Source organism: Acinetobacter courvalinii, assembly GCF_014635545.1.
Classification (GTDB): Bacteria; Pseudomonadota; Gammaproteobacteria; order Pseudomonadales; family Moraxellaceae; genus Acinetobacter; species Acinetobacter courvalinii.
This window is the reverse complement of record NZ_BMDA01000001.1, coordinates 380,881-400,173: the sequence shown is the minus strand read 5'-3', so window position 1 is coordinate 400,173 and position 19,293 is coordinate 380,881. Positions and strand designations below refer to the sequence as shown.

29 protein-coding genes, 1 tRNA gene and 1 pseudogene are annotated in these 19,293 nt (G+C 34.3%); 5 read left to right on the top strand and 26 right to left on the bottom strand.

What is annotated here, in order from left to right:
• Window positions 1-181: 181 nt before the first annotated feature.
• From IEV39_RS01810 to IEV39_RS01780, 7 genes are all read right to left on the bottom strand, one after another.
• Window positions 182-367 (bottom strand): hypothetical protein, encoded by a 186-nt coding sequence (locus tag IEV39_RS01810; protein WP_005287578.1) that lies wholly within the window; start codon window positions 365-367, stop codon window positions 182-184.
• Between the two features lie 95 nt (window positions 368-462).
• Window positions 463-1,167 (bottom strand): arsenical resistance protein ArsH, encoded by a 705-nt coding sequence (arsH, locus tag IEV39_RS01805; RefSeq protein ID WP_005287581.1) that lies wholly within the window; start codon window positions 1,165-1,167, stop codon window positions 463-465.
• Window positions 1,168-1,172: 5 nt separating this feature from the next.
• On the bottom strand, window positions 1,173-2,216 hold the full coding sequence (gene arsB, locus IEV39_RS01800; RefSeq protein ID WP_005287584.1) for an ACR3 family arsenite efflux transporter: 1,044 nt from the start codon (window positions 2,214-2,216) through the stop codon (window positions 1,173-1,175).
• A 7-nt stretch (window positions 2,217-2,223) separates the two neighbouring features.
• Complete coding sequence (locus IEV39_RS01795; protein ID WP_005287588.1) at window positions 2,224-2,697, bottom strand: arsenate reductase ArsC; 474 nt, start codon at window positions 2,695-2,697, stop codon at window positions 2,224-2,226.
• 6 nt (window positions 2,698-2,703) lie between these two features.
• Entirely contained in the window at window positions 2,704-3,024 is a 321-nt protein-coding gene (locus IEV39_RS01790; RefSeq protein ID WP_005287590.1) for a metalloregulator ArsR/SmtB family transcription factor, read from the bottom strand.
• A 59-nt stretch (window positions 3,025-3,083) separates the two neighbouring features.
• Window positions 3,084-3,518: an arsenate reductase (glutaredoxin) gene (gene arsC, locus IEV39_RS01785; protein WP_005287592.1), complete on the bottom strand. Its 435-nt coding sequence runs from the start codon at window positions 3,516-3,518 to the stop codon at window positions 3,084-3,086.
• Window positions 3,519-3,619: 101 nt separating this feature from the next.
• A complete protein-coding gene (locus tag IEV39_RS01780) occupies window positions 3,620-4,099 on the bottom strand; it encodes a hypothetical protein (protein ID WP_005287595.1) in 480 nt (159 codons plus the stop codon).
• Window positions 4,100-4,545: 446 nt separating this feature from the next.
• Here IEV39_RS01780 and IEV39_RS01775 point away from each other — a divergent pair, with 446 nt between their 5' ends.
• Window positions 4,546-5,223 carry a DUF421 domain-containing protein gene (locus IEV39_RS01775; protein ID WP_005287598.1) on the top strand — a complete coding sequence of 226 codons (678 nt, stop codon included), beginning with the start codon at window positions 4,546-4,548 and terminating at the stop codon, window positions 5,221-5,223.
• A gap of 122 nt (window positions 5,224-5,345) precedes the next feature.
• Here the strand turns inward: IEV39_RS01775 and IEV39_RS18430 are convergent.
• Window positions 5,346-5,583: pseudogene (locus tag IEV39_RS18430) on the bottom strand (recombination directionality factor); the annotation flags it as partial.
• Between the two features lie 408 nt (window positions 5,584-5,991).
• Between IEV39_RS18430 and IEV39_RS01770 the strand changes: the two are divergent.
• A complete protein-coding gene (locus IEV39_RS01770; protein WP_005287601.1) occupies window positions 5,992-6,921 on the top strand; it encodes an LpxL/LpxP family acyltransferase in 930 nt (309 codons plus the stop codon).
• A gap of 75 nt (window positions 6,922-6,996) precedes the next feature.
• Here IEV39_RS01770 and IEV39_RS01765 read toward each other — a convergent pair whose 3' ends face one another.
• The 7 genes from IEV39_RS01765 to IEV39_RS01735 form a co-directional block, all read right to left on the bottom strand.
• Entirely contained in the window at window positions 6,997-7,206 is a 210-nt protein-coding gene (locus IEV39_RS01765) for a cold-shock protein (protein WP_005287612.1), read from the bottom strand.
• A gap of 107 nt (window positions 7,207-7,313) precedes the next feature.
• A complete protein-coding gene (locus IEV39_RS01760; protein WP_005287616.1) occupies window positions 7,314-7,547 on the bottom strand; it encodes a hypothetical protein in 234 nt (77 codons plus the stop codon).
• A gap of 183 nt (window positions 7,548-7,730) precedes the next feature.
• Window positions 7,731-7,807, bottom strand: a tRNA-Met gene (locus IEV39_RS01755).
• A gap of 242 nt (window positions 7,808-8,049) precedes the next feature.
• Entirely contained in the window at window positions 8,050-8,532 is a 483-nt protein-coding gene (locus tag IEV39_RS01750; RefSeq protein WP_005287620.1) for a hypothetical protein, read from the bottom strand.
• 135 nt (window positions 8,533-8,667) lie between these two features.
• Window positions 8,668-8,829 (bottom strand): hypothetical protein, encoded by a 162-nt coding sequence (locus IEV39_RS01745; RefSeq protein WP_005287623.1) that lies wholly within the window; start codon window positions 8,827-8,829, stop codon window positions 8,668-8,670.
• Window positions 8,830-8,994: 165 nt separating this feature from the next.
• Entirely contained in the window at window positions 8,995-9,441 is a 447-nt protein-coding gene (locus IEV39_RS01740; protein WP_005287626.1) for a hypothetical protein, read from the bottom strand.
• Window positions 9,442-9,608: 167 nt separating this feature from the next.
• Window positions 9,609-9,929 (bottom strand): GrlR family regulatory protein, encoded by a 321-nt coding sequence (locus IEV39_RS01735; RefSeq protein ID WP_005287630.1) that lies wholly within the window; start codon window positions 9,927-9,929, stop codon window positions 9,609-9,611.
• 232 nt (window positions 9,930-10,161) lie between these two features.
• Between IEV39_RS01735 and IEV39_RS01730 the strand changes: the two genes are divergently transcribed.
• Window positions 10,162-10,806 carry an SOS response-associated peptidase gene (locus IEV39_RS01730; RefSeq protein WP_005287634.1) on the top strand — a complete coding sequence of 215 codons (645 nt, stop codon included), beginning with the start codon at window positions 10,162-10,164 and terminating at the stop codon, window positions 10,804-10,806.
• A gap of 1,116 nt (window positions 10,807-11,922) precedes the next feature.
• Here IEV39_RS01730 and IEV39_RS01725 read toward each other — a convergent pair.
• The 3 genes from IEV39_RS01725 to IEV39_RS01715 all read right to left on the bottom strand — a co-directional run bounded on the left by IEV39_RS01725 (window position 11,923) and on the right by IEV39_RS01715 (window position 12,869).
• Window positions 11,923-12,159 carry a hypothetical protein gene (locus IEV39_RS01725; protein ID WP_005287640.1) on the bottom strand — a complete coding sequence of 79 codons (237 nt, stop codon included), beginning with the start codon at window positions 12,157-12,159 and terminating at the stop codon, window positions 11,923-11,925.
• Between the two features lie 185 nt (window positions 12,160-12,344).
• Window positions 12,345-12,518: a hypothetical protein gene (locus IEV39_RS01720; RefSeq protein WP_167510603.1), complete on the bottom strand. Its 174-nt coding sequence runs from the start codon at window positions 12,516-12,518 to the stop codon at window positions 12,345-12,347.
• A 141-nt stretch (window positions 12,519-12,659) separates the two neighbouring features.
• Window positions 12,660-12,869: a hypothetical protein gene (locus tag IEV39_RS01715; protein WP_005287643.1), complete on the bottom strand. Its 210-nt coding sequence runs from the start codon at window positions 12,867-12,869 to the stop codon at window positions 12,660-12,662.
• Window positions 12,870-13,219: 350 nt separating this feature from the next.
• Here IEV39_RS01715 and IEV39_RS01710 point away from each other — a divergent pair, with 350 nt between their 5' ends.
• Window positions 13,220-13,396 (top strand): hypothetical protein, encoded by a 177-nt coding sequence (locus IEV39_RS01710; RefSeq protein WP_005287646.1) that lies wholly within the window; start codon window positions 13,220-13,222, stop codon window positions 13,394-13,396.
• Window positions 13,397-13,682: 286 nt separating this feature from the next.
• Here the strand turns inward: IEV39_RS01710 and IEV39_RS01705 are convergent, their stop codons facing one another.
• The 7 genes from IEV39_RS01705 to IEV39_RS01675 form a co-directional block, all read right to left on the bottom strand.
• Window positions 13,683-13,913: a hypothetical protein gene (locus tag IEV39_RS01705; RefSeq protein WP_032883274.1), complete on the bottom strand. Its 231-nt coding sequence runs from the start codon at window positions 13,911-13,913 to the stop codon at window positions 13,683-13,685.
• A gap of 248 nt (window positions 13,914-14,161) precedes the next feature.
• Complete coding sequence (locus IEV39_RS01700; protein WP_005287653.1) at window positions 14,162-14,659, bottom strand: hypothetical protein; 498 nt, start codon at window positions 14,657-14,659, stop codon at window positions 14,162-14,164.
• A gap of 145 nt (window positions 14,660-14,804) precedes the next feature.
• A complete protein-coding gene (locus IEV39_RS01695; protein ID WP_005287656.1) occupies window positions 14,805-14,984 on the bottom strand; it encodes a zf-HC2 domain-containing protein in 180 nt (59 codons plus the stop codon).
• Window positions 14,978-15,598, bottom strand: a complete 621-nt coding sequence (locus IEV39_RS01690) for an RNA polymerase factor sigma-70 (RefSeq protein ID WP_005287658.1) — start codon at window positions 15,596-15,598, stop codon at window positions 14,978-14,980. The genes IEV39_RS01695 and IEV39_RS01690 overlap by 7 nt, the downstream gene beginning before the upstream one ends.
• A gap of 2 nt (window positions 15,599-15,600) precedes the next feature.
• A complete protein-coding gene (locus tag IEV39_RS01685) occupies window positions 15,601-16,353 on the bottom strand; it encodes an HvfC family RiPP maturation protein (RefSeq protein WP_005287661.1) in 753 nt (250 codons plus the stop codon).
• Window positions 16,304-17,164 (bottom strand): HvfB family MNIO-type RiPP peptide maturase, encoded by an 861-nt coding sequence (locus IEV39_RS01680; RefSeq protein WP_005287663.1) that lies wholly within the window; start codon window positions 17,162-17,164, stop codon window positions 16,304-16,306. The genes IEV39_RS01685 and IEV39_RS01680 overlap by 50 nt, the downstream gene beginning before the upstream one ends.
• A 69-nt stretch (window positions 17,165-17,233) precedes the next feature.
• Window positions 17,234-17,542, bottom strand: coding sequence for an HvfA family oxazolone/thioamide-modified RiPP metallophore (locus tag IEV39_RS01675; RefSeq protein ID WP_005287666.1), 309 nt, complete (start codon window positions 17,540-17,542; stop codon window positions 17,234-17,236).
• Between the two features lie 162 nt (window positions 17,543-17,704).
• On the opposite strand from IEV39_RS01675, the gene IEV39_RS01670 reads away from it, so the two are divergent.
• Window positions 17,705-18,304 carry an HvfX family Cu-binding RiPP maturation protein gene (locus IEV39_RS01670; RefSeq protein ID WP_032883176.1) on the top strand — a complete coding sequence of 200 codons (600 nt, stop codon included), beginning with the start codon at window positions 17,705-17,707 and terminating at the stop codon, window positions 18,302-18,304.
• A gap of 46 nt (window positions 18,305-18,350) precedes the next feature.
• Here IEV39_RS01670 and IEV39_RS01665 read toward each other — a convergent pair whose 3' ends face one another.
• Window positions 18,351-19,250, bottom strand: a complete 900-nt coding sequence (locus IEV39_RS01665; RefSeq protein ID WP_005287673.1) for a LysR family transcriptional regulator — start codon at window positions 19,248-19,250, stop codon at window positions 18,351-18,353.
• Window positions 19,251-19,293 lie beyond the last annotated feature (43 nt).

The following is a 19,293-nucleotide window of genomic DNA, read 5'->3' as shown; positions in this document are numbered from 1 at the left end:
CTGTTTTATTTTAGTTTTATTTCAATACAAATTTAATTCACCCAAATTTTTCCAATTGTCCTTCTATAGATTTAAAAAGGTGAGATAAATTTAGCTCAAATTTAATCTGACAGCACATTAAAAAATGGGTAACTGTCAGATCAGATTTGAGTTATTACATGCTAACAAGTTCGATAAAGCACTAACAATTTCCTTTTTTCGCTTGCCCTGGTGGACAAAAACGCCCATTTCCGTGACCATCATAGTAACGACCATCATTCAGTCGACCTTCTGGATCAACGACGATGCTCCCTTCACGTGTATGTACAGCACAAGCAGTAAGACTTAAGCTGCCAAACAATGCCATAACTAATAAAAAATATTTCATAACCCACTCCTGTCTAATAAAAATATAGATTTATTTTGCATTTATTTTTACCTAAATTTTGTTGCTCATTACCATTTTAAAATCTTCGTATCTCTTTACAGGTTACGCTGATTAACACGTTTTGTTAACTCCTCAGCAGACTCTTTTCGCTCAGAATAGCGATCAGTGAGGTATTTGCTCTGTCCACGCGTTAGTAATGTGAATTTATACAATTCTTCCATCACATCAACGATACGGTCGTAATACGACGAAGGTTTCATTCGTCCATCTTCTTCAAACTCTAAAAAAGCTTTAGGAATGGAAGATTGATTTGGAATGGTGATCATCCGCATCCAACGCCCTAAAATACGCATTTGATTCACGCTATTGAAAGATTGCGAACCACCACTAACCTGCATCAATGCCAACGTTTTTCCTTGGGTTGCTCGAATCGCACCGCCAGCCAATGGAATCCAATCAATTTGAGATTTAAAAATAGAGCTCATCGAGCCATGACGTTCAGGCGAACACCACACCATGCCCTCTGACCATGCCAAAAGCTCATGTAGCTCTTTGGCTTTTGGGTGCTCCATGTCCGCATCTTCTGGTAAGGGCAAGCCTTTAGGATGAAAAATTTTAACCTCAGCACCAAACTGTTCCAAAATACGCCCTGCTTCCATCACTGCCAATCGGCTGTATGAACGCTCACGATTAGAACCATACAGCAGCAAAATACGAGGTGGATGATCCAACTCCTTTGCCTGTGCTTTCTCTAAAGTGGGTTGATCAAGAAGATTCATATCTACATTTGGGAGAGACATAAAAATTAAACCTCTTCCTTAAAAAACTTTTTTCTAAGCCACAAAGACACACTAACTAAAGCAATCAACACAGGTACTTCAACCAATGGTCCGATTACCGTAGTAAAAGCGACTGGTGAAGCTAAACCAAAAGTTGCAATTGCGACTGCCAAAGCCAGTTCAAAATTATTCCCCGCAGCAGTAAACGAAATTGCTGTGGTTTTAGGATAGTCATTCCCCATCCATCTGCTCATAAAGAAGCTAATGAAGAACATCACGATAAAGTAAATCGTCAATGGAATGGCTATACGCAAGACATCCATCGGTAAGCTCACCACATCGTTACCTTTTAGGCTAAACATCGCCACAATCGTGAATAATAAAGCCAACAAACTCAGTGGACTGATCTTAGGTAAGAAGACATTTTGATACCAGCCCAGACCTTTAGCTTTCACTAGAGTGAATCGCGTCATAAAGCCAAGGAAGAATGGAATCCCTAAGTACACCAATACCGCATGGGTAATGGTCCAGAAATCGACATTGATCACTTGCCCTGCAACACCAAAATACGGTGGTAAAAAGGTCAGGAATAGCCAAGCATAAGTACTGAAAAATAAAATCTGGAAAATACTATTAAAAGCGACCAATGCAGCTACATATTGGTTATCACCACAGGCTAAACCATTCCACACCAAGACCATTGCAATACAGCGAGCCAACCCAATCAGGATTAAGCCTGTCATATATTCTGGATAGCTATGCAAAAAAATAATGGCTAATGCAAACATTAATACTGGCGCTATCACCCAGTTCTGTACCAAAGACAAAGTTAAGGTTTTTTTGTCTTTAAATACTTGTGGTAGGGCTGCATAATCCACTTTGGCTAACGGTGGATACATCATCAAAATCAAACCAATCGCAATTGGAATATTGACTGAATCCACACTCATTTTATCCAAAGCAACGGAGGCTTGCGGAAAGAACACACCTATCGAAATCCCCAATGCCATGGCAATAAAAATCCATAGCGTGAGGTTGCGATCTAGAAAGGATAATCTTGGTTGAGCCATGATATTCTCATTCAATATGCGAAATTTGATTGATTGCTGCAATCAAATCAGGGCGTGTCATATTTGCTGTATCCAGTGCAAATAGAGCATCCAAGCGACGATTGATATGGTCTACAGTGACTTGGAATGCCTGTAATTTTTCTTCTTTAGGCAAGTCTAGGTGTGATGGATCAGCCAAGCCCCAGTGTGCTTTAATCGCTCCACCTAAATAAAGTGGACACGCTTCTTGCGCTGCTGAATCACAAACAGTAATCACCACGTCAAGTTGATATTGTTCGCAGTCATCAATGGTTTTGCTCCACAAGCCAACTGTTGAAAGACCAAGATTTTGTAAGGTTTCAATCGTTAATGGATGCACCTGTCCTGATGGCTTACTACCCGCACTGTATGCTTTACATCCTTCAGGCGCACGGCTGTTAAAAAGAACTTCTGACAGGATGCTACGGCAACTATTTCCAGTACACAAAAAAAGAAATTTCATTCTCTGTTACTCACAATAACTTTTTATTTGAATCGTTTGGGAATCTTTATTCGCTATGGTTTGACTGCTTACCAAAAGATTCAGAATGTCATGGCACAAAGTTGGTAACTGCGGATTAATGCTGTAATACACCCATTGGCTTTGTCTTCTGTCTTGCAAGAGACCAGAAGAACGTAATAACGCTAGATGCCTAGAAATCTTTGGCTGACTTAGCTGTAACTTTTCAGTCAAATCACAAACACAGAGTTCTTTATTCTCAGCGACTAAAGTCACGATATTGAGTCGAGTTTCATCTGATAAGCATTTAAAAAAATTAACTTGGTCCATTCTTAATTCCTATTCACTTATTTGGATATACAGATAATCATATACAAAAGTTAAATTTTTTAATTCACTCTTTGACCTTTTTCATCAATCACTTTTTCACCATCCTCTTTCGTAAAGGCGCCCTGCTGAGGTAGTGGTGGAATATCTAAAACAACTTCTGAGGGACGGCTTAAGCGAGTACCTAATTCAGTAACAACAAATGGTCGATTAATTAATATTGGGTGATCAAGCATAAAATCGAGTAACTGCTCGCCATTCAAATCACTACGATCAAGGTCTAAATCCCGGTAGGGATCTACATTTTGGCGAAGAGCCTCTCTTACTGTTAATTTTGCGTCCTGAATCAATTTAACTAATTCGTCATGACTAGGTGGTGTAATAAGATATTCAATTATGATTGGCTCAATCCCTGTATTGCGAATTAGAGCCAATGTATTTCTAGAAGTTCCACATGCTGGGTTGTGATAAATTCTCACATTTGATGATGTTGCCATAAGAGTAGACACTTTTGATCTTATTCTTGTATTTTATATATGAGTTTCCATATATCTGCAATACCATATATTGAAATTTAACTCTTCCCCTAGTCTATGCTTCACATATTTCTATTATTTTTTTTGAATTCTACACTGTCAAAATATGCGATGATGTCTTCTTGGGCTTGGCTAATATTATTATTTGGAAAAATTTCTTGCTCTTCAACTTGTCGTAAAGTTTGTTTTTCCTTGAATGTAAACGTAAAATCTTCAGGTATATTCTTGTATAAAGGAGGAAGTTTTTTAACTCCACCTTCTGTTATTTTCTCAATAAATCCAGCTAGCCAAAGTATAAACTCACCTTTATTTTTATAATTAGGAATTAAACTCAGATCAAAACCTGAATCTCCCTCCTGAGATTTTATAAGTCCTTTCTCCATATCAATAAAATTTACTAGAAGCTTAAGATCTGTATCTTTCAGAATCTTTCTCAACTCCCTAAAAATTAAATTAACTAACTCTTGAGAGTCATACGTAAATAACTGTTTTCCATCAAGAATACTGTATAAATTATCAGCTAAACGAAGATATTGTGGCATTTTTATTATCCTAAATTATTTAATTTATCTAAGTTAAAGTATGACTTTTCAAGTATTAATAAATGTAAAACTTTAGGTTATATATGTTTCTTCCATATTTTTAATGTAAATAGAAAAGAGTATAAATCACATTATTTTTATTTTTTGTGATGCACCAAGTAAAATTTAAGCTTCAGAATAATAAAATGTTTCAACTGCTTTTAAATATTTAAATTCTTATATATAAAACCAAGTATAAAGGTCTACTTTCTAAAAGTAAAATAATATTTCCAGCTACAGCTAAACACACCCTCAAAACTTTAACATTAAAATCAATAACTTATACTTGACTTAACACTTCTCCAACCATGACGAATAAATTACTACTCATCTCCACTATTTTTTACTTAAAAACCTTTATTTTATTAATTAGATAAGAAATCTTTCTGGAATAGGAATAGAAAAAAATGGATCTTTTTAAGATTTTTATTGGTGATACTACCTGGATCTTCCTTTTAGAAATCATCGTACGCTGTGTTGTTATGTTCTTTGTCATTATTAGTTTCTTAAGATTATCTGGTAAACGAGGTATTCGACAGCTTTCGATTTTCGAGCTTGCGATTATTTTATGTTTAGGTTCGGCAGCAGGCGATCCAATGTTTACTGAAGATCTTCCAATTATTCATGCGGTAACAGCATTTATTATTATTCTGACTCTCTACCGAATGACCACTTGGAGCATGGTAAAACAAAAAAAGATAGAGGATCTATTAGAAGGAAAAGCCCTTTGTGTAGTTAAGGAAGGCCTTCTTGTCTATAAAGATTTTCTTAAACAAAGCTATTCTCATGATGAGTTTTTTTCAGAAATGCGACAACAAAATGTTGAACATTTAGGCCAAGTTAGGACAGCTCTTCTCGAGACAGATGGTGCATTAAGCTTACTTTTTTATGAAGATAAAGCGGTAAAATGGGGCCTACCCTTATTTCCAGATAATTATTGTAAAGTCACAATCCTAAAAATGAATACATTTTATTCTTGCATGAAATGTGGCGAGACTAAGATATTGAATGCAATCGATCAGGAATGTACTCGGTGTAAAAATCATAGTTGGGCTGAATCCTTAAAGACGTGTCGGATCGGTTGATCAATCCATTTATTGATTTGAATACCTTGAAGCTTTTATATTTAACTCAAAGCTCTGTACTACTAAGTAATAGTAATTGGTTATAATGTAATTATTAAATAATTAAAAAAACCAATTTTCTTTCAACTTAAAGCCTGAACCGACTGTAATAATTCTTTTTGGATATCCTGAAAAATGAGTCCGATCCTGAATTTACTGATGCTGCTGTGGCTTCAATTCATCCACATAAAACTCTTGAACAATATCCAAGCTCTTTCCACTCCCTATTTCAAAACTGAGGTTGCTCTAACCTTGACTTATCACATGATCTAAAGCCTCCTGATAAAATCCTACCGCCTTGCTCTGCCCATCAATGTTTTGGTAAATGTACAGGATAAGAGGTTATCCAAAATGGAAGCATATCAATGAAGTTGAGTAAACTAAAGACAGACTAGATCTGTGAAAAACCTGTCGAATGAAAAACTTCTTAAAAAATGGCTAAAATACAATCAATTTCAAGAAGGTAGCATCAGTTGAAATAGATCAATAACATTCTGTTTTATTTATTTTTTATAAAAATAAAATTTACCCAATTTTTTCCCTTTGCCATTCTTAACATCCTAAGTATGGGTCAAGTCAAGAATATCTAGATTTCTTCTGATTTTCATTCATCTCACTATTGGTGGAAGCCTTATGCCTATCAAAATCTTAAATGCTCCATAAATCAGATGAATGAAATAGATATTATTTATGTTAATCTAGAAGGTTTACTCTAAGAAACGCTCTGCTATGAATTTCAGATATCAGCATATTGCAGGTAGGTTTCACTGGACATTTTTGCTACCCAAATATTGGTTTATATGGTTTGCAATTAGCTTTTTAATATTTTTATCATTGTTACCATGGTCATTACAATGGCGTTTTGCAAAAATATTATCAAAAATTGCATGGAAAACACTGACATCTAGACGCAAAACTACTCTTAAAAATCTACACCTTTGTTTCCCTCATAAACCCTCAGAAGAAATTGAATTAGATGCAAAACAAGTTTTTTTTAATGGGATTTTAGGTTATTTTGAGGCTGTCAATTCTTGGTATTCTCCTAAATGGTTTGCTAATCGAATTCATGTTCATGGGATAGAACATCTTAAAAATTATAAAGGAAAAGGCATTTTATTGCTTGGCAGTCATACTACACTTTTAGATGCTGGCGGTTTCGTAAGTAGCTGCTTCTTTAATTTAGATGTGGTATATAGACCGCAAAACAATCCTCTCCTAAACTTCTTGATTATTAGATCCCGCTCTAGAGTTTATCAAAATCAAATTCCTAAGAATGATATGAAGGAACTTATTAAAAAATTAAAGCAAGGTCATGCTATCTGGTATAGCCCAGATCAAGACTTTGGTTTAAAACAAGGTGTAATGGCTCCTTTCTTCAATGTTTCTGCAGCTACATTGACGGCCCATAGACGCTTAATGAAAATTACAGATGCTGTAGCTATCCCTCTATTTTTCTATAGGGCGGGTGATTTAGAAAATCCTCAATATCATGTGCTGTTAGAACCTGCATTAAATAATTTCCCAAGCAACGATGAAGTAATGGATGCTACCAGAGTTAACCAAATACTTGAAAACCAAATCAAAATGTATCCTACGCAATATATGTGGTTTCACCGAAGGTTTAAAACTCGTCCTAATGGAGAAAAAAGTCTATATTAAAATTTAAAATCTATATATTGCATTATTGCAAAAATTAAAAAAGCCCACATAAAGTGAGCTTTTTTATTTCTTATATTAGATAACTTTAATTAAAGTAGCTTGAGGACCTTTCTTTCCTTGACCAGGAATAAAGCTTACACGTTGCCCCTCATTCAATACCTTAAATCCATTACTTTGAATTTCACTGAAATGAGCGAATAAATCTTCTCCTGAATCAGCCTGGATGAAACCAAAACCTTTAGTTTCGTTGAACCATTTAACTGTACCAGTAGATATATCAGACATATTTTAAACCTTTAATGTTTTCTTTATTTAAGGATAAGCACATAATTTTCATTATGATTTTATCCAATCAATCTTTATTAAAAAGATGCTACAAATGTGTAAACTACTCAGGCCAATCGGTAAAGTTGATTAAAATCAGTATAGAAGCTTTTCCCGTCTAAATTAAAATCAATTTCTTGACCAGAATTCAGAAGTACTCTTTTTCCTACTTCTACCCATTTAGAACCTTGCAACGTATTTTGCTGACGTTTTAACGGGATAATCTGCACACTAATTTCATTGCCATTACTGGCTTTGGCTACATGCCATTTATTAATAATTTTTAACACTAAACCACTCATTTATGAGCCCATGTGAATATTTTGATTTACTACAATGCTAGACAGATGAGAGAAGGTTACTGCATTTCTAGAATTTAATAATTTTAGCTTTATTTAGGATTATATAAGCTAGTTGAATTGCTATTTTTTCTTTCCAGAATAACAACTTTAAATATATCACAGAGCAAAATTAATTTAGTCGATTGGTAGCGGGAGCTGGATTTGAACCAACGACCTTCGGGTTATGAGCCCGACGAGCTACCAGACTGCTCCATCCCGCACCGATGAGATAGCTTTATAGACCTTCTGACCTAATTAAGCAAGTTTAATCTTAATTAGCATTGCTATAAGATCAATATATATTCATATTTGCAAATTTAACCAATTAATTCCAGTAGATAGTAAAAAATCTATCCTATTAGTGTTTAATATCCCAATTTACTTTATTTTTCAGAATTCCAATTCAAAACAGCTCTTTTTATACCTTCTTGTACAAACAAAAGCTAATAAAATTAAACATTAGTTAATAAAGTTTATATCTAAATTTGTGCATATCATTTGGCATATTCAGTTTCACATACCATTCGTCACCCTTTGGATTTCCCATAACAATTGCATCAACCTCAAAAGCATCATGCGGAGATAAGCCTTTTATTTTTATAAAATTACAAAATTCTCTGGCGCTATTCGTGTTTAGATATCCAACTCTTAGAGTATCTATATATACCCCAATCTCCCCTGTGGCTTCTTGAGCAATAATTGCATTTTTTTTAACCTTAATAAACTCTTCACTTTCTATACCTACAACTGTTTTTAATTCATTTTGATAAAGGATAACTATTACTTCATGTACATATTCCTCCCCTGCTTCATTAAATATTTTCCCTAAAATATTTAATGTACTATCTGGGAGTTCCTGTACCCTCCCTATTTTCCTTATATTTTTTTCAAATAAAAAATATAATATCCACAACACTATTATCATAATAACAAAAAACCAAATCATAACAATTTACTCTTTTCTATATAGCCTATAAATACTCACCAAATTAAAAATTAAAAAATATAATTAGAGAGCTATTTTAGCTCTCTAATACTTAACTTATTATCTATGTATTAATAAGATTTAAATCAATAATGATTATTTAGATTGTTCACTATTTTCTTTAGGCTGATTAGTCACAGGCTGCTGTGAATCTGGTTGAACAGGAGGTTTCTGTTTAGAGTCAGATTGCTGTTGTTGACCAGATGATTGATTTTTTTGATTAGGTTGCTGTTTTGAATTATCTTGATTCTGAGACATTAGCGTCTCTCCTATATAATGATGTGTAGATAACTATCTATCACTCATTCACAATAAGCCTTAATTTCATATATAGATACCACTGACATATGTTTAGTTGTAATAAATTAATTCTTGTAAAAATCAAACAACTTAATCAGCTAATAAATATCAACTTTATAAAACCTATACTTTATAATATTTTTTATAATCACCCCAAAATTCCTTCTCATCGAACTCATTAGGGACTTCACTCTTATTTCCGCCAACTTTTCCCATAGAAAAATTTTTTAAATAATTACACTCAACTGGAACATAAACTTTAAAAGCTGGAGGAACTTCTTTTCCGCCTACTGTTATTTTTTCTATAAATCCTGCTAACCATAGAATAAATTCATATTTATTCATACAATTTGGTATAAGACTTATATCTAAATCTAAAAATTTAATTTCGGTTTTAAAGCCATCGGTGAAATTAAGATGATTCAACTTAAGCTTCAGATCAGTTCCAACAATTTCTTTTCTTATCTCTTTAATCAAGTAGTTCAAGCACTTACTTAAATTACAAGGATATTTTTTCTTATTCCGCAAAGTTATATATATTTTTCCTGCTATGCTTAGATAGATTTCCATTTTTTATCCTAATATCTTAGTTTTATAAAAATAACAAAAAAATATTATTAAGATTTAAAATCAATTCTTCTTTGTAAAAAACTGACACAAATTATAAAAAATATTTTGTTAAAAAAGCCTGCAAGAGGCTTTCTAATTTAAAGAGTAACTTTGAATAATGAAAAAATCTAACTTTTATCACCAATTAATTTTGCTTGAACAAGCAAAGGTACAGTCTGTAAATTTTCAACATTCCCATGCAATATATAGCCTTGATTATCCTCATGAAAAGTTAAATTAAGTTTTAGTGATCCAGAACCTCCAAAAAGAGAATGTACATTTATATTATGCTTATTGAGATTCAAGATTAGCCGATTCTCTTCAATCAATCCATTGTAAGAATAGGTTGTATCTCCACCACTAGCTATCTCATCATCAACAACAAGTATTCCATTTCCAAAATCTTTATCACTACTTTTGAATGTAAGCAAATAAATTCCGTCTTTCATAATTATCTCAATAATAGACAACTGAACATACAGTTACCCTTACATTAACTCTATCTCGAAGAAATGTATTCATTTTGATCAAATTAAATGTAATACTATATATTTAAACTCTACATTAAAACCAAAAAACACTATAAGCCTATAATATTAATAAACATTATAAATACTATTTTTCTCTCAACAAAATCTTGTTATATTAAATTTCATTCACTATATATAAATGGTGGTTCACATGTGTTCAAATTACGAACCAATTTTCAGAAATCGTGTGTATCTTCTCAATCTTTATGAACCTATTTTCGATTACAATTCAAATATTTATCCCACTTATAATGCCCCAATTTTGATTTCTGCTAATAATGATATTGAATGGCGCTCTGCCCGTTTCGGTCTAATACCTTTTTGGACTGAGGATTTAGAAAGGGTCCAAAATACATTTAATGCTCGATCTGAGACAATTGCTACCAACCCCTGGTTTAAGAATGCTTGGAAGAATAATCAATTCTGTCTAATACCTGTTGAAACTATCTATGAACCAAAATATATAGATGGCAAAGCTATATGGTATGGTATCTATCGACAAGACAGCATGCCTTTTACAATCGCTGGGCTATATGAACAATCAAGTATTAACGGTAGGCTAATCACCTCTATGACAATGCTTACAATAAACGCCGATTCACACCCTTTCATGCAGCAGTTTCATGCCCCTGAAGATGAAAAGAGATCAGTTGTTGTTATTCCACAGGGCAAGCGAAGCAACTGGCTAACATGCGACAATGAGGAAGCAACTCAATTTTTACATGAATTTTCTCCAGATGATTACACAGCGGCACCCAAATTTGATATGCATAAATTTCGACCAAATAGGTATTAAGCAATTGTAAGATATCGTTTATTCTTAATTAGCAATAACTTTTTAAATTTGAGCCCATTTCATCTATATGCCCACTCCTAAACAACTCCTATAGAGTTGCTTATTTTCTAGAGTGTTAATAAATTTTTTATTTCCCAAATATCTCTATTAAACATCAATAAGCTTATAAAAATAATGGACTTAGATTTATAAACCCTAAAAACCATATGGTTTTTAGGGTTTGCTTTAAAAATTTAGATTATTTGTCATGTAAATACTTTTCAATTCGTTCATATACATACTTTCTATCTAGACTTTCAGGTATCCAAAAAATATGTGTAATATGATCCTTCTCAAATTCATTACGAATATATTCAGTACACTCTGAAGTATCCATATGAAAAATTTTGAAAGTATCGGACTTGTATTCTTCTATTGGTAGAATTTGGCCATCCAAAACACCAGAAATAAAAATATTCACTTCGTGGCTCTCTAACAAAAAATCACTATAGCATGTATTCAAATGAACCTTTCAGATTCAGATTTTTGCTTACATTTATTATCTATAAGCGCTACTTTTATTATTTTTACGGAATCAATTTCTATTTTTAAATCCTTAATTCTCATAACAAATTAATTTCTACAAAAGGGTTTGGGTCACTCCCAAAGAGAGAATAAAAGTGAAGAGGAAGCATCGGGTTCAGCCCCCTATAGAAACGATCACACACTGTATTCATTTCAGGATCATTCGAGATCATGCGGATCTGGAACCATTCTAAGCTTTTACTTCAATGAAGCTAAAAAATAATAAAGTGGCCAAAGCTTCCAAAGGATTCAATTTATCAATAACCACATGATTATAATAAATATTTTTTAAAACCAATTTTTAATATAGGCTTTTAAAATATAAGTATATTATTGATAGCATAAGAATTTTTTACTTAAAATAAATAGTAAAATCTTTGACAGAGAGTTTTACGTATATTATTTAATTTTCATCCCTATACAAAATTACTTAATAGATACTCTATTCCCTATTCGGCTAGCTTTGTGCTAGATATATTCTTGTCAATTAAAAATATGATAGAGTGTTCATAACCTTCGCTGATAAAAAGAGCACCTAAGTGCTCTTTCATCTTATTGATTTTTGTATAGAGCAAAATTTATCGCCCTTTCATAAGCATCTTCTTTCAATTCAGTGTATACAAAGAAATACTGCTCTTGTTTAGTAGCAGGGTTTCTAAGCCTCATTGGTTCATAACTATGAGTGTCTAAATCATCAGGATCAACATCAAAGGCATCCATTTGCTGATCCCTCCATTCTCCACTTAAAACACCACCAACACACAGCCATTTAGTTGAGTTGTCAGACATATATCCCTCTTGTAATTAGTGGATACACTCTTATACCACAGAAAATCAAAAGCCCTGCTAACACATGTTATTAACAGGATTTTTCGTGAAGAAATACGCTCAGCTTGTTGACGGGCATTACTACCATCCGAATAAAAGTTTTACTAATTCTTGATAAAACTTATCCTTTGATTAATTATGATTGGTTAACTTCGAATATGAGTTTCAACTTTGAATGTTAACGAGATTTTCAACTCCTCATCTACGTACACAATTCTATTTTCTTTCATCCTTTTTTTAAGTCTCTCTAAGGCGGCATCAACTTTAGCCGTAATTAAAGTCTCTTCTTCCTGATCAAGATCTGGAATATATTTAATCACTTATCTAATCCCTTAAGACTTAGGCACATTGGCACATTGGCACATTGGCACTAATAAAGCATGTTTACAAAACATACAAGTTTATTAAGTTTTTTTAACAATATTTAAGAATTCACAAAAAAACCGCCGAAGCGGTTCTTTTCATTTTATATAGTAGCTACTACCATCTGAACTATTAAAAACCCAATCTAAAGTGGGATAAATAATTTCACCTTTAATCAAAATATATTCAATTTTTTCACTTTGGATACGTTTTCTTGAAAGTGTAATTTCAGTATTTTCCTCTAGATAGCATGCCTGTGCTCTTCTTTCGCTACCCTGATAGTCAACAACTGTAATGTCTTTTAGCATCAATATGCTCCAGTTTAATCAATCATAGTATGCCGAGAAGTACATTTATACAAACTATAATTTTCTAACTATCAATTTTTATTATTTTGCAGAATTTTTAAAGGAACTCCTGAATAAAAATATATATGTGTGCTTTATGTAACCCTACTTGAAATTTATAGAGTATGTTTTCAATCTTTAACTGATAAGACTCAAGTAGTTATATATAATTGATTTTATTTGTGAAATATTTCATCGAGATAAATACCATCTATCGCACATATCAACACATATAGATCTTAAAACTACCGTAGTGTAACGGCTTTTAAAGCGTACTATGGGCTCTCCACAGTGAAGTTAAGAAGATAAAAATGTCAGGTTTTAAAAGTTTCTCACAAAATACAACTAGCCATGCAAATACGATTAAAGCTCAATCGAATGAGCATACAGAAGTAAACTCCCCTACTGAATCTAAACCTTCACAAGTTCCTGGCACTGATAAAGATCAGCCAGAAAATAATGAACAGCCAGATCCTAACAACAAATAATTTCTTATTAACAGCGCTTTAGAGTTATTTAATTTGCTGCTACTATTAAGAATAAATTAGTGCACTAATTTATTTTACGTTTAACTACTATTATCAATTTGATTTGTTTAGTTATTTAGAAATTAAAACCATTCATTCCCTAAAATTGATATGACTAGTCTCTCAGATCTGAGGGGCTTTTTTAATTTTTTTAGCATTTTACCCTTCAACTAACATTTTTCTTTCGGGCACTCCCTCTACAAAAAGCTCACCTTCCGATGAGCTGTATCCTTTTATAAAAACTAAATTACGAAAGATATGAATATTTTTGGGCTAAGTAATTATTCGCCGTCCTTGTTGTTTCTGCATAAGGTAACTCAGCACAAACCCAAAAAATATATGTTTTTTCACCCACGATGTAACTTTGCCGATTGTAAGTAGATTTTTTGCAAGGATTTATTTCACTTGCTTTAAAGTATGTCCCTAAGCGGTTAATGACAACTTCACCGTCTAAATCACCACCTATACAGATGTGCATCATAACTTATCCTTGGAATTATGACTCACAGCTTAACACATAAATTAAAAGCCCACCTTTCGATGAGCTTTCTATGATTGAATAGTTGTGAACTCTATACAATCAAATACCAATATACACTTTCTGAATTTAAGACTCAATCTTTAATCAATTATAACTATATTATATTTAGTTAAAAAATAGAAAAATCTAGTTTTTATCTATACACTTTTATGAATTTAAACATAAGTCTTCCTAGAATCAAGACTCTAACTATTCTTAAAATGTTCATATTCATCACTCTTAAAATATGAATCTATTAATTGTGCAACTTCATCTTCATTTTTATTAAAGAAACTTTTATCATTTACATCAAAAGATGCCTTTCCATTTTCTCTAAATATTTCTTTCATATTTTTTTCAAAAGAAAATTCAGGTGGGATTTCGTCAAAAATAGGAGGTAACCTTTTTACACCTCCCTCTGTATTTTTCTCAATAAAACTTGCCAGCCAAAGAATAAATTCATCTTTGTTCTTATAGCTGGGAACTAGACTGACATCAATACTGATTCGTCCATCTGGAGGTTCCTTATAAAAGCCTTCTACAAAGTCTATATAATTGTAAAGTAGCTTAAGATCTGTATCTTTTAGCTCCTCTCGTAACTGCTTAATTATCATATTTAAACAGTCTGGAAGTGTAGTATTAAATTTTTTATTTTTTTCAAAATACCTATAAATATTTTCAGCAATACGTAAATACTGTGGCATTACGTTATCCTCCCCTATATCTTAATGAGTATAATTATTTAAATTAGATTACGAGAATTATGTAAATTTTATTGTTAATTTTGCAATCAATGTGTTCTTTTATATAACTAAATGCATGTCTAGGGGGATAAACCTCCCCTAATAATTAACGATCAACTTTCTTAAATTCTTTTGAAAGTTGAGACAAGGTCCTTATCTGCTTTCCATAACGGCGGCAAGAGCGACAAGCGAATAAATGCAATTGTAAATTACTCTGTTCAAGGAGTAGTAAAGGCCTATCCTGTTTTTCAGATAATAATTGAGTGGCTTGGCGGCATGTCAACATGAGCAATCCTCCTGCAATAACCATTTATTTTCCAAGCATTCCCGCAGTCGTGTTCGGCTGCGATACATCAGCACATTAAAATGTGAAACCGTCAGTTCAAGCTTCTCGCAAATTTCAGTGCTACTCAGCTCAATCATTTCACGCAGCATAAATACCTGCGCATATTTTGCAGGTAAATGATTGAGACAAGCATCAAAGACTATCCAGAAATCTTGTTGCTCCATCATCTCTTCCGGGCTTAGCCATGCTTGTGGCGCTTCATATTTATGCCAATGCCCTGAAGCATCAAATAACGCCTCTATACTGAGTTCACTTTCTTCATCCTTAAAGAGTTCACTCATACTAACCAAACGAGATTTCTGCCGAATCAAATCAATAATCTTATTTTTAAGAATCGCAAATACCCAAGTTTTAAAAGCCGCCCGTCCTGTAAATGAATCCAGATGCTGAAATGCACTGGTCAACGCCTCCTGAACCACATCTTCCGCCTGCGGCAATGAAGCAAGCTGCAAGACAGCAAATTTAATCATTTGCTGTCTTAAATCTTGTAAAAAAGCAGGATTGTGCAATTGATGGAATAGATCATCATGATCTGGTGCTGAAGCTGAATTCATCCCTATATCTCATCATTATTATGCGGAACGTGAATTAATCTTAACCGAGTTAAGAATGCTTTTAACCCATAGATTTGTAGTTGCACCTCCTCTTCATCAAAATCAGAAAGTACTGATTTAATCAATTGTTGTAGCGCTTGTTCAATCTCCCTATTCTGTTGGATCAATTCGATCATCGCAGCGTATAAAGGTGACACGACCTCAACACAGACCTGATCAAGTTCATTCCGCCATACCAGAATAGCGCTTGGCGCTTGTTCCACCTGTTCAATCCTCATGGTTGTTGTCCAGTTATAAACGGGATATTGATAGGCCAATACCCAAACTTGGGTAGTCAATTGCCAGTCTTGATCTTCTGCCAGAATCGGCATTTCGATTTCTACCGTATCTAAATAGAGTTCAAGCCATTCATATTGTAATAACTCTGCCAACCAAGGAAATTCTTGCAGTACAGGATGTTGCTGAGTGCTTAAGTATTCTCGAAACTGTAAAGAAATATCATTGTATAACGCTGATTGGCACTGTGATTTCTGAAAAAATTCTGCTAATAACGGTTGCCATTTCGGCTCCTTCAACATGCTACGTGCAACTGGAAAAACTAAATTGATAAATGAACCAATATTATTAAATAATAAATCACGATAGACCTGCATACGCTGCGCTGAAAAGTTTTGTGGTAGCTCTAATTCAGGATCACGAATCCAGTCACAAAACTGTCGCTGCGTGGTATGAAAGGATATTGGCTTTGCCTTCATCACGACCCTCCTGCTGCATATTTTTGATACTGGTCAATTCATCTAGTAACTGTTGCCATGATGGAATATTAAAGTCTCGTTCCAGTAATGTGGGTTTAACTCCACAAACCTGATAGGTATATCGAAGGAGTTGCCAAACTGGATCACTAATTTCAGCACCATGGGTGTCGATCAACAGGTTTTGTTCAACTTGTTCATGTCCCGCAATATGTAAGTAACGAATTCGCTCTTTCGGCATTGCGTCAATAAATGCATAAGCATCACTGTCATGATTCATGCTATTCACATAGATATTATTCACATCCAGTAGTAATTCACAGTCTGCTTTTAGCAGTACTTCACGCACAAATTCGGCTTCACTCATTTCTGCATTGGGCATTAAATAGGTGGAGACATTTTCGATCACAAGCCGCTGCCCTAAAATATCTTGCACACGTAAAATTCGTTCAGCTACATATTCAACCGCTGCTTGTGTCATCGGAATTGGTAATAAATCATATAAATAACCACCATCATGGGTATAACTTAAATGTTCTGAATAAATCGGTACTTGATAGCGTTGTAGAAATTTTTTAACCTGCTGGAGAAATTCAAGATTGAGTGGATACGGCCCACCAATCGATAAAGATAGTCCATGACAGATTAAAGGGGCTTTCTCAACACATTGTCCAAGCAGCTTGGCATGCCGACCACCAAAGCCCATCCAGTTTTCAGGAGCCACTTCGATAAAATCGGGATGTGTCTCAGCATTTAAAAATTCATCAATAAATTCACGCCTTAACCCAAGACCCACCCCTAACAATTCAGCCATACATAAACTCCTTTTATTAAAATGATGTCGATCTAAGCTTTAGACCGACATCACTCATGATTGAATGACTTATTTGGCACCACACTTGCCATCAGCCACTTTTTTATCCGCGCCACATTTTGCATCAGCTGCTTTCTTGACTGCACCACACTTGGCATCCACAGTTTTTTTTGCTGCCCCACATTTGGCTTCGGCAGACTTTTGCTGTTGTTTTGCTTTATTGGCGCCACATTTCGCTTCACCGCACTTTCCATCAGCAGCTTTGCTTGCATGGGCTTCTGTTGCAGTTGTCGTTGCTGCAACAGTCACTTGGCTTACACCTGCAACAGATAATGCCAATAATGCTGCAACTGAGGTCATTGAATTAAGTTTGCTCATTGGTCTATTCCTTTTAAGATAAATGCTCGGTTTGTACACAGGTACATAGAGTTAGACGAAAACAAACAGGATTTATTACAGTACAAATAAAAAAATTTAATGTAAGAAATGCAATCCTCACCCGACTAAAGATGAATCAGTCCTATTCGGTGTGAAATGACCATGAAAAACATTGTTTATTCTCTCGCTCAGCGCTATCAAAGCATTTGTACTGTACTCAAACATGCAGATGGCATTGCAGCACTTGCCTTACGTTGCTACTTAGTTCCGATCTTTTGGATGGCAGGCACAAATAAGTTCATGCATTTTCAAAATACGGTGGAATGGTTTGGCAATAGCGATTGGGGCTTAGCTTTGCCCTTTCCCTATCTGATGGCAACATTAGCAACTTCGACAGAACTCGCAGGCGCGATTCTTTTAGCCCTCGGTCTTTTTACCCGTTTAATAAGTATCCCGTTGATCATCACCATGTTCGTGGCTATCGTTACAGTTCATCTACCAAATGGCTGGCAGGCTATAGCTGATCCGAATGCGCCCTTTGCCAATACTCAAGTCTTGGCCTCCACTGAGAAATTAGAAAAGGCACGAGAAATTTTAGAAAACTATGGTAATTATGAATGGCTGACATCAAGCGGCTCATTTGTCATACTGAATAATGGCATTGAGTTTGCAGTGACGTATCTGATCATGCTGATTGCACTGATGGTTCTTGGCGGTGGACGTTATTTCAGTTTAGATTATTTTATAAAATCAAAGCTTTAAAGCAAACAAAAACCTGCCGCTTTAAGAAGATCAATCTGATTAAGTGCTATGCCTTATTAAAATTTTCTTTTAATGCATTGATTAGGATATTTAATAAAGGCGCTTGCTCACGCCTATGCGGATAATATAAGTGATACGGTTCATAGCAATGTCGCCAGTCTTTAAGCGTTTCTTCCAGTTCACCACTTTCAATATAAGGCTGAACCATATCAATAGGTAGATAAGCGATTCCTACTCCACTTCTTACTGCTTGAAGCACGGGAGATAAGGTTGTGAAAACAATTTTAGCGTTAACATTAACACTCTGAGTTTTATTCCCTTTGGTAAATTGCCAACGGTAGAGTTCGCCATGTGTGGGTAACCTTAAATTGATACATTGATGTTCAACCAAATCTTTTGGCTGCTTAGGATGGCCATAACGTTGTAAATATTCTTTGGTAGCCACTGTAAGCATTTGTATGGGATCACTAATTTGTAAAGCAATCATATCTTTAGAAACCAAACCGCCTCTTCGAAGTCCTGCATCAAAACGGCCATCTACAATATCGACTAAACCATAATCAGAGGTAATTTCGACTGAAATTTTTGGAAATTTTTGTATGACTTTTTCCACGGCAGGCCATAAAACTGTCTGGATGCCATATTCATCGGCACTAATACGTAATGTTCCTGCTGGATCATTTTTTAAAGCACTGAGCTGATTCATGCCATGTTCTATTTCTGCAATGGCAGGTTGAACCAAACTGAGCAGATATTCACCCGCTTCTGTCGGTGCGACACTTCTGGTGGTTCGTGATAATAGCTTTATACCAATTCGGTCCTCTAAATTACGGAGGGTTTGACTAATAGCGGATTGTGAGGTGCTGAGTTTTGCCGCCGCACGGGTGAAGCTTCGCTCCTGGGCAACCACAATAAATGTATGCAAATCATTCAGATTTTCTTTCATTATTTATAAGTATTCAATATAAGTGCTATCTCATTATATGGGA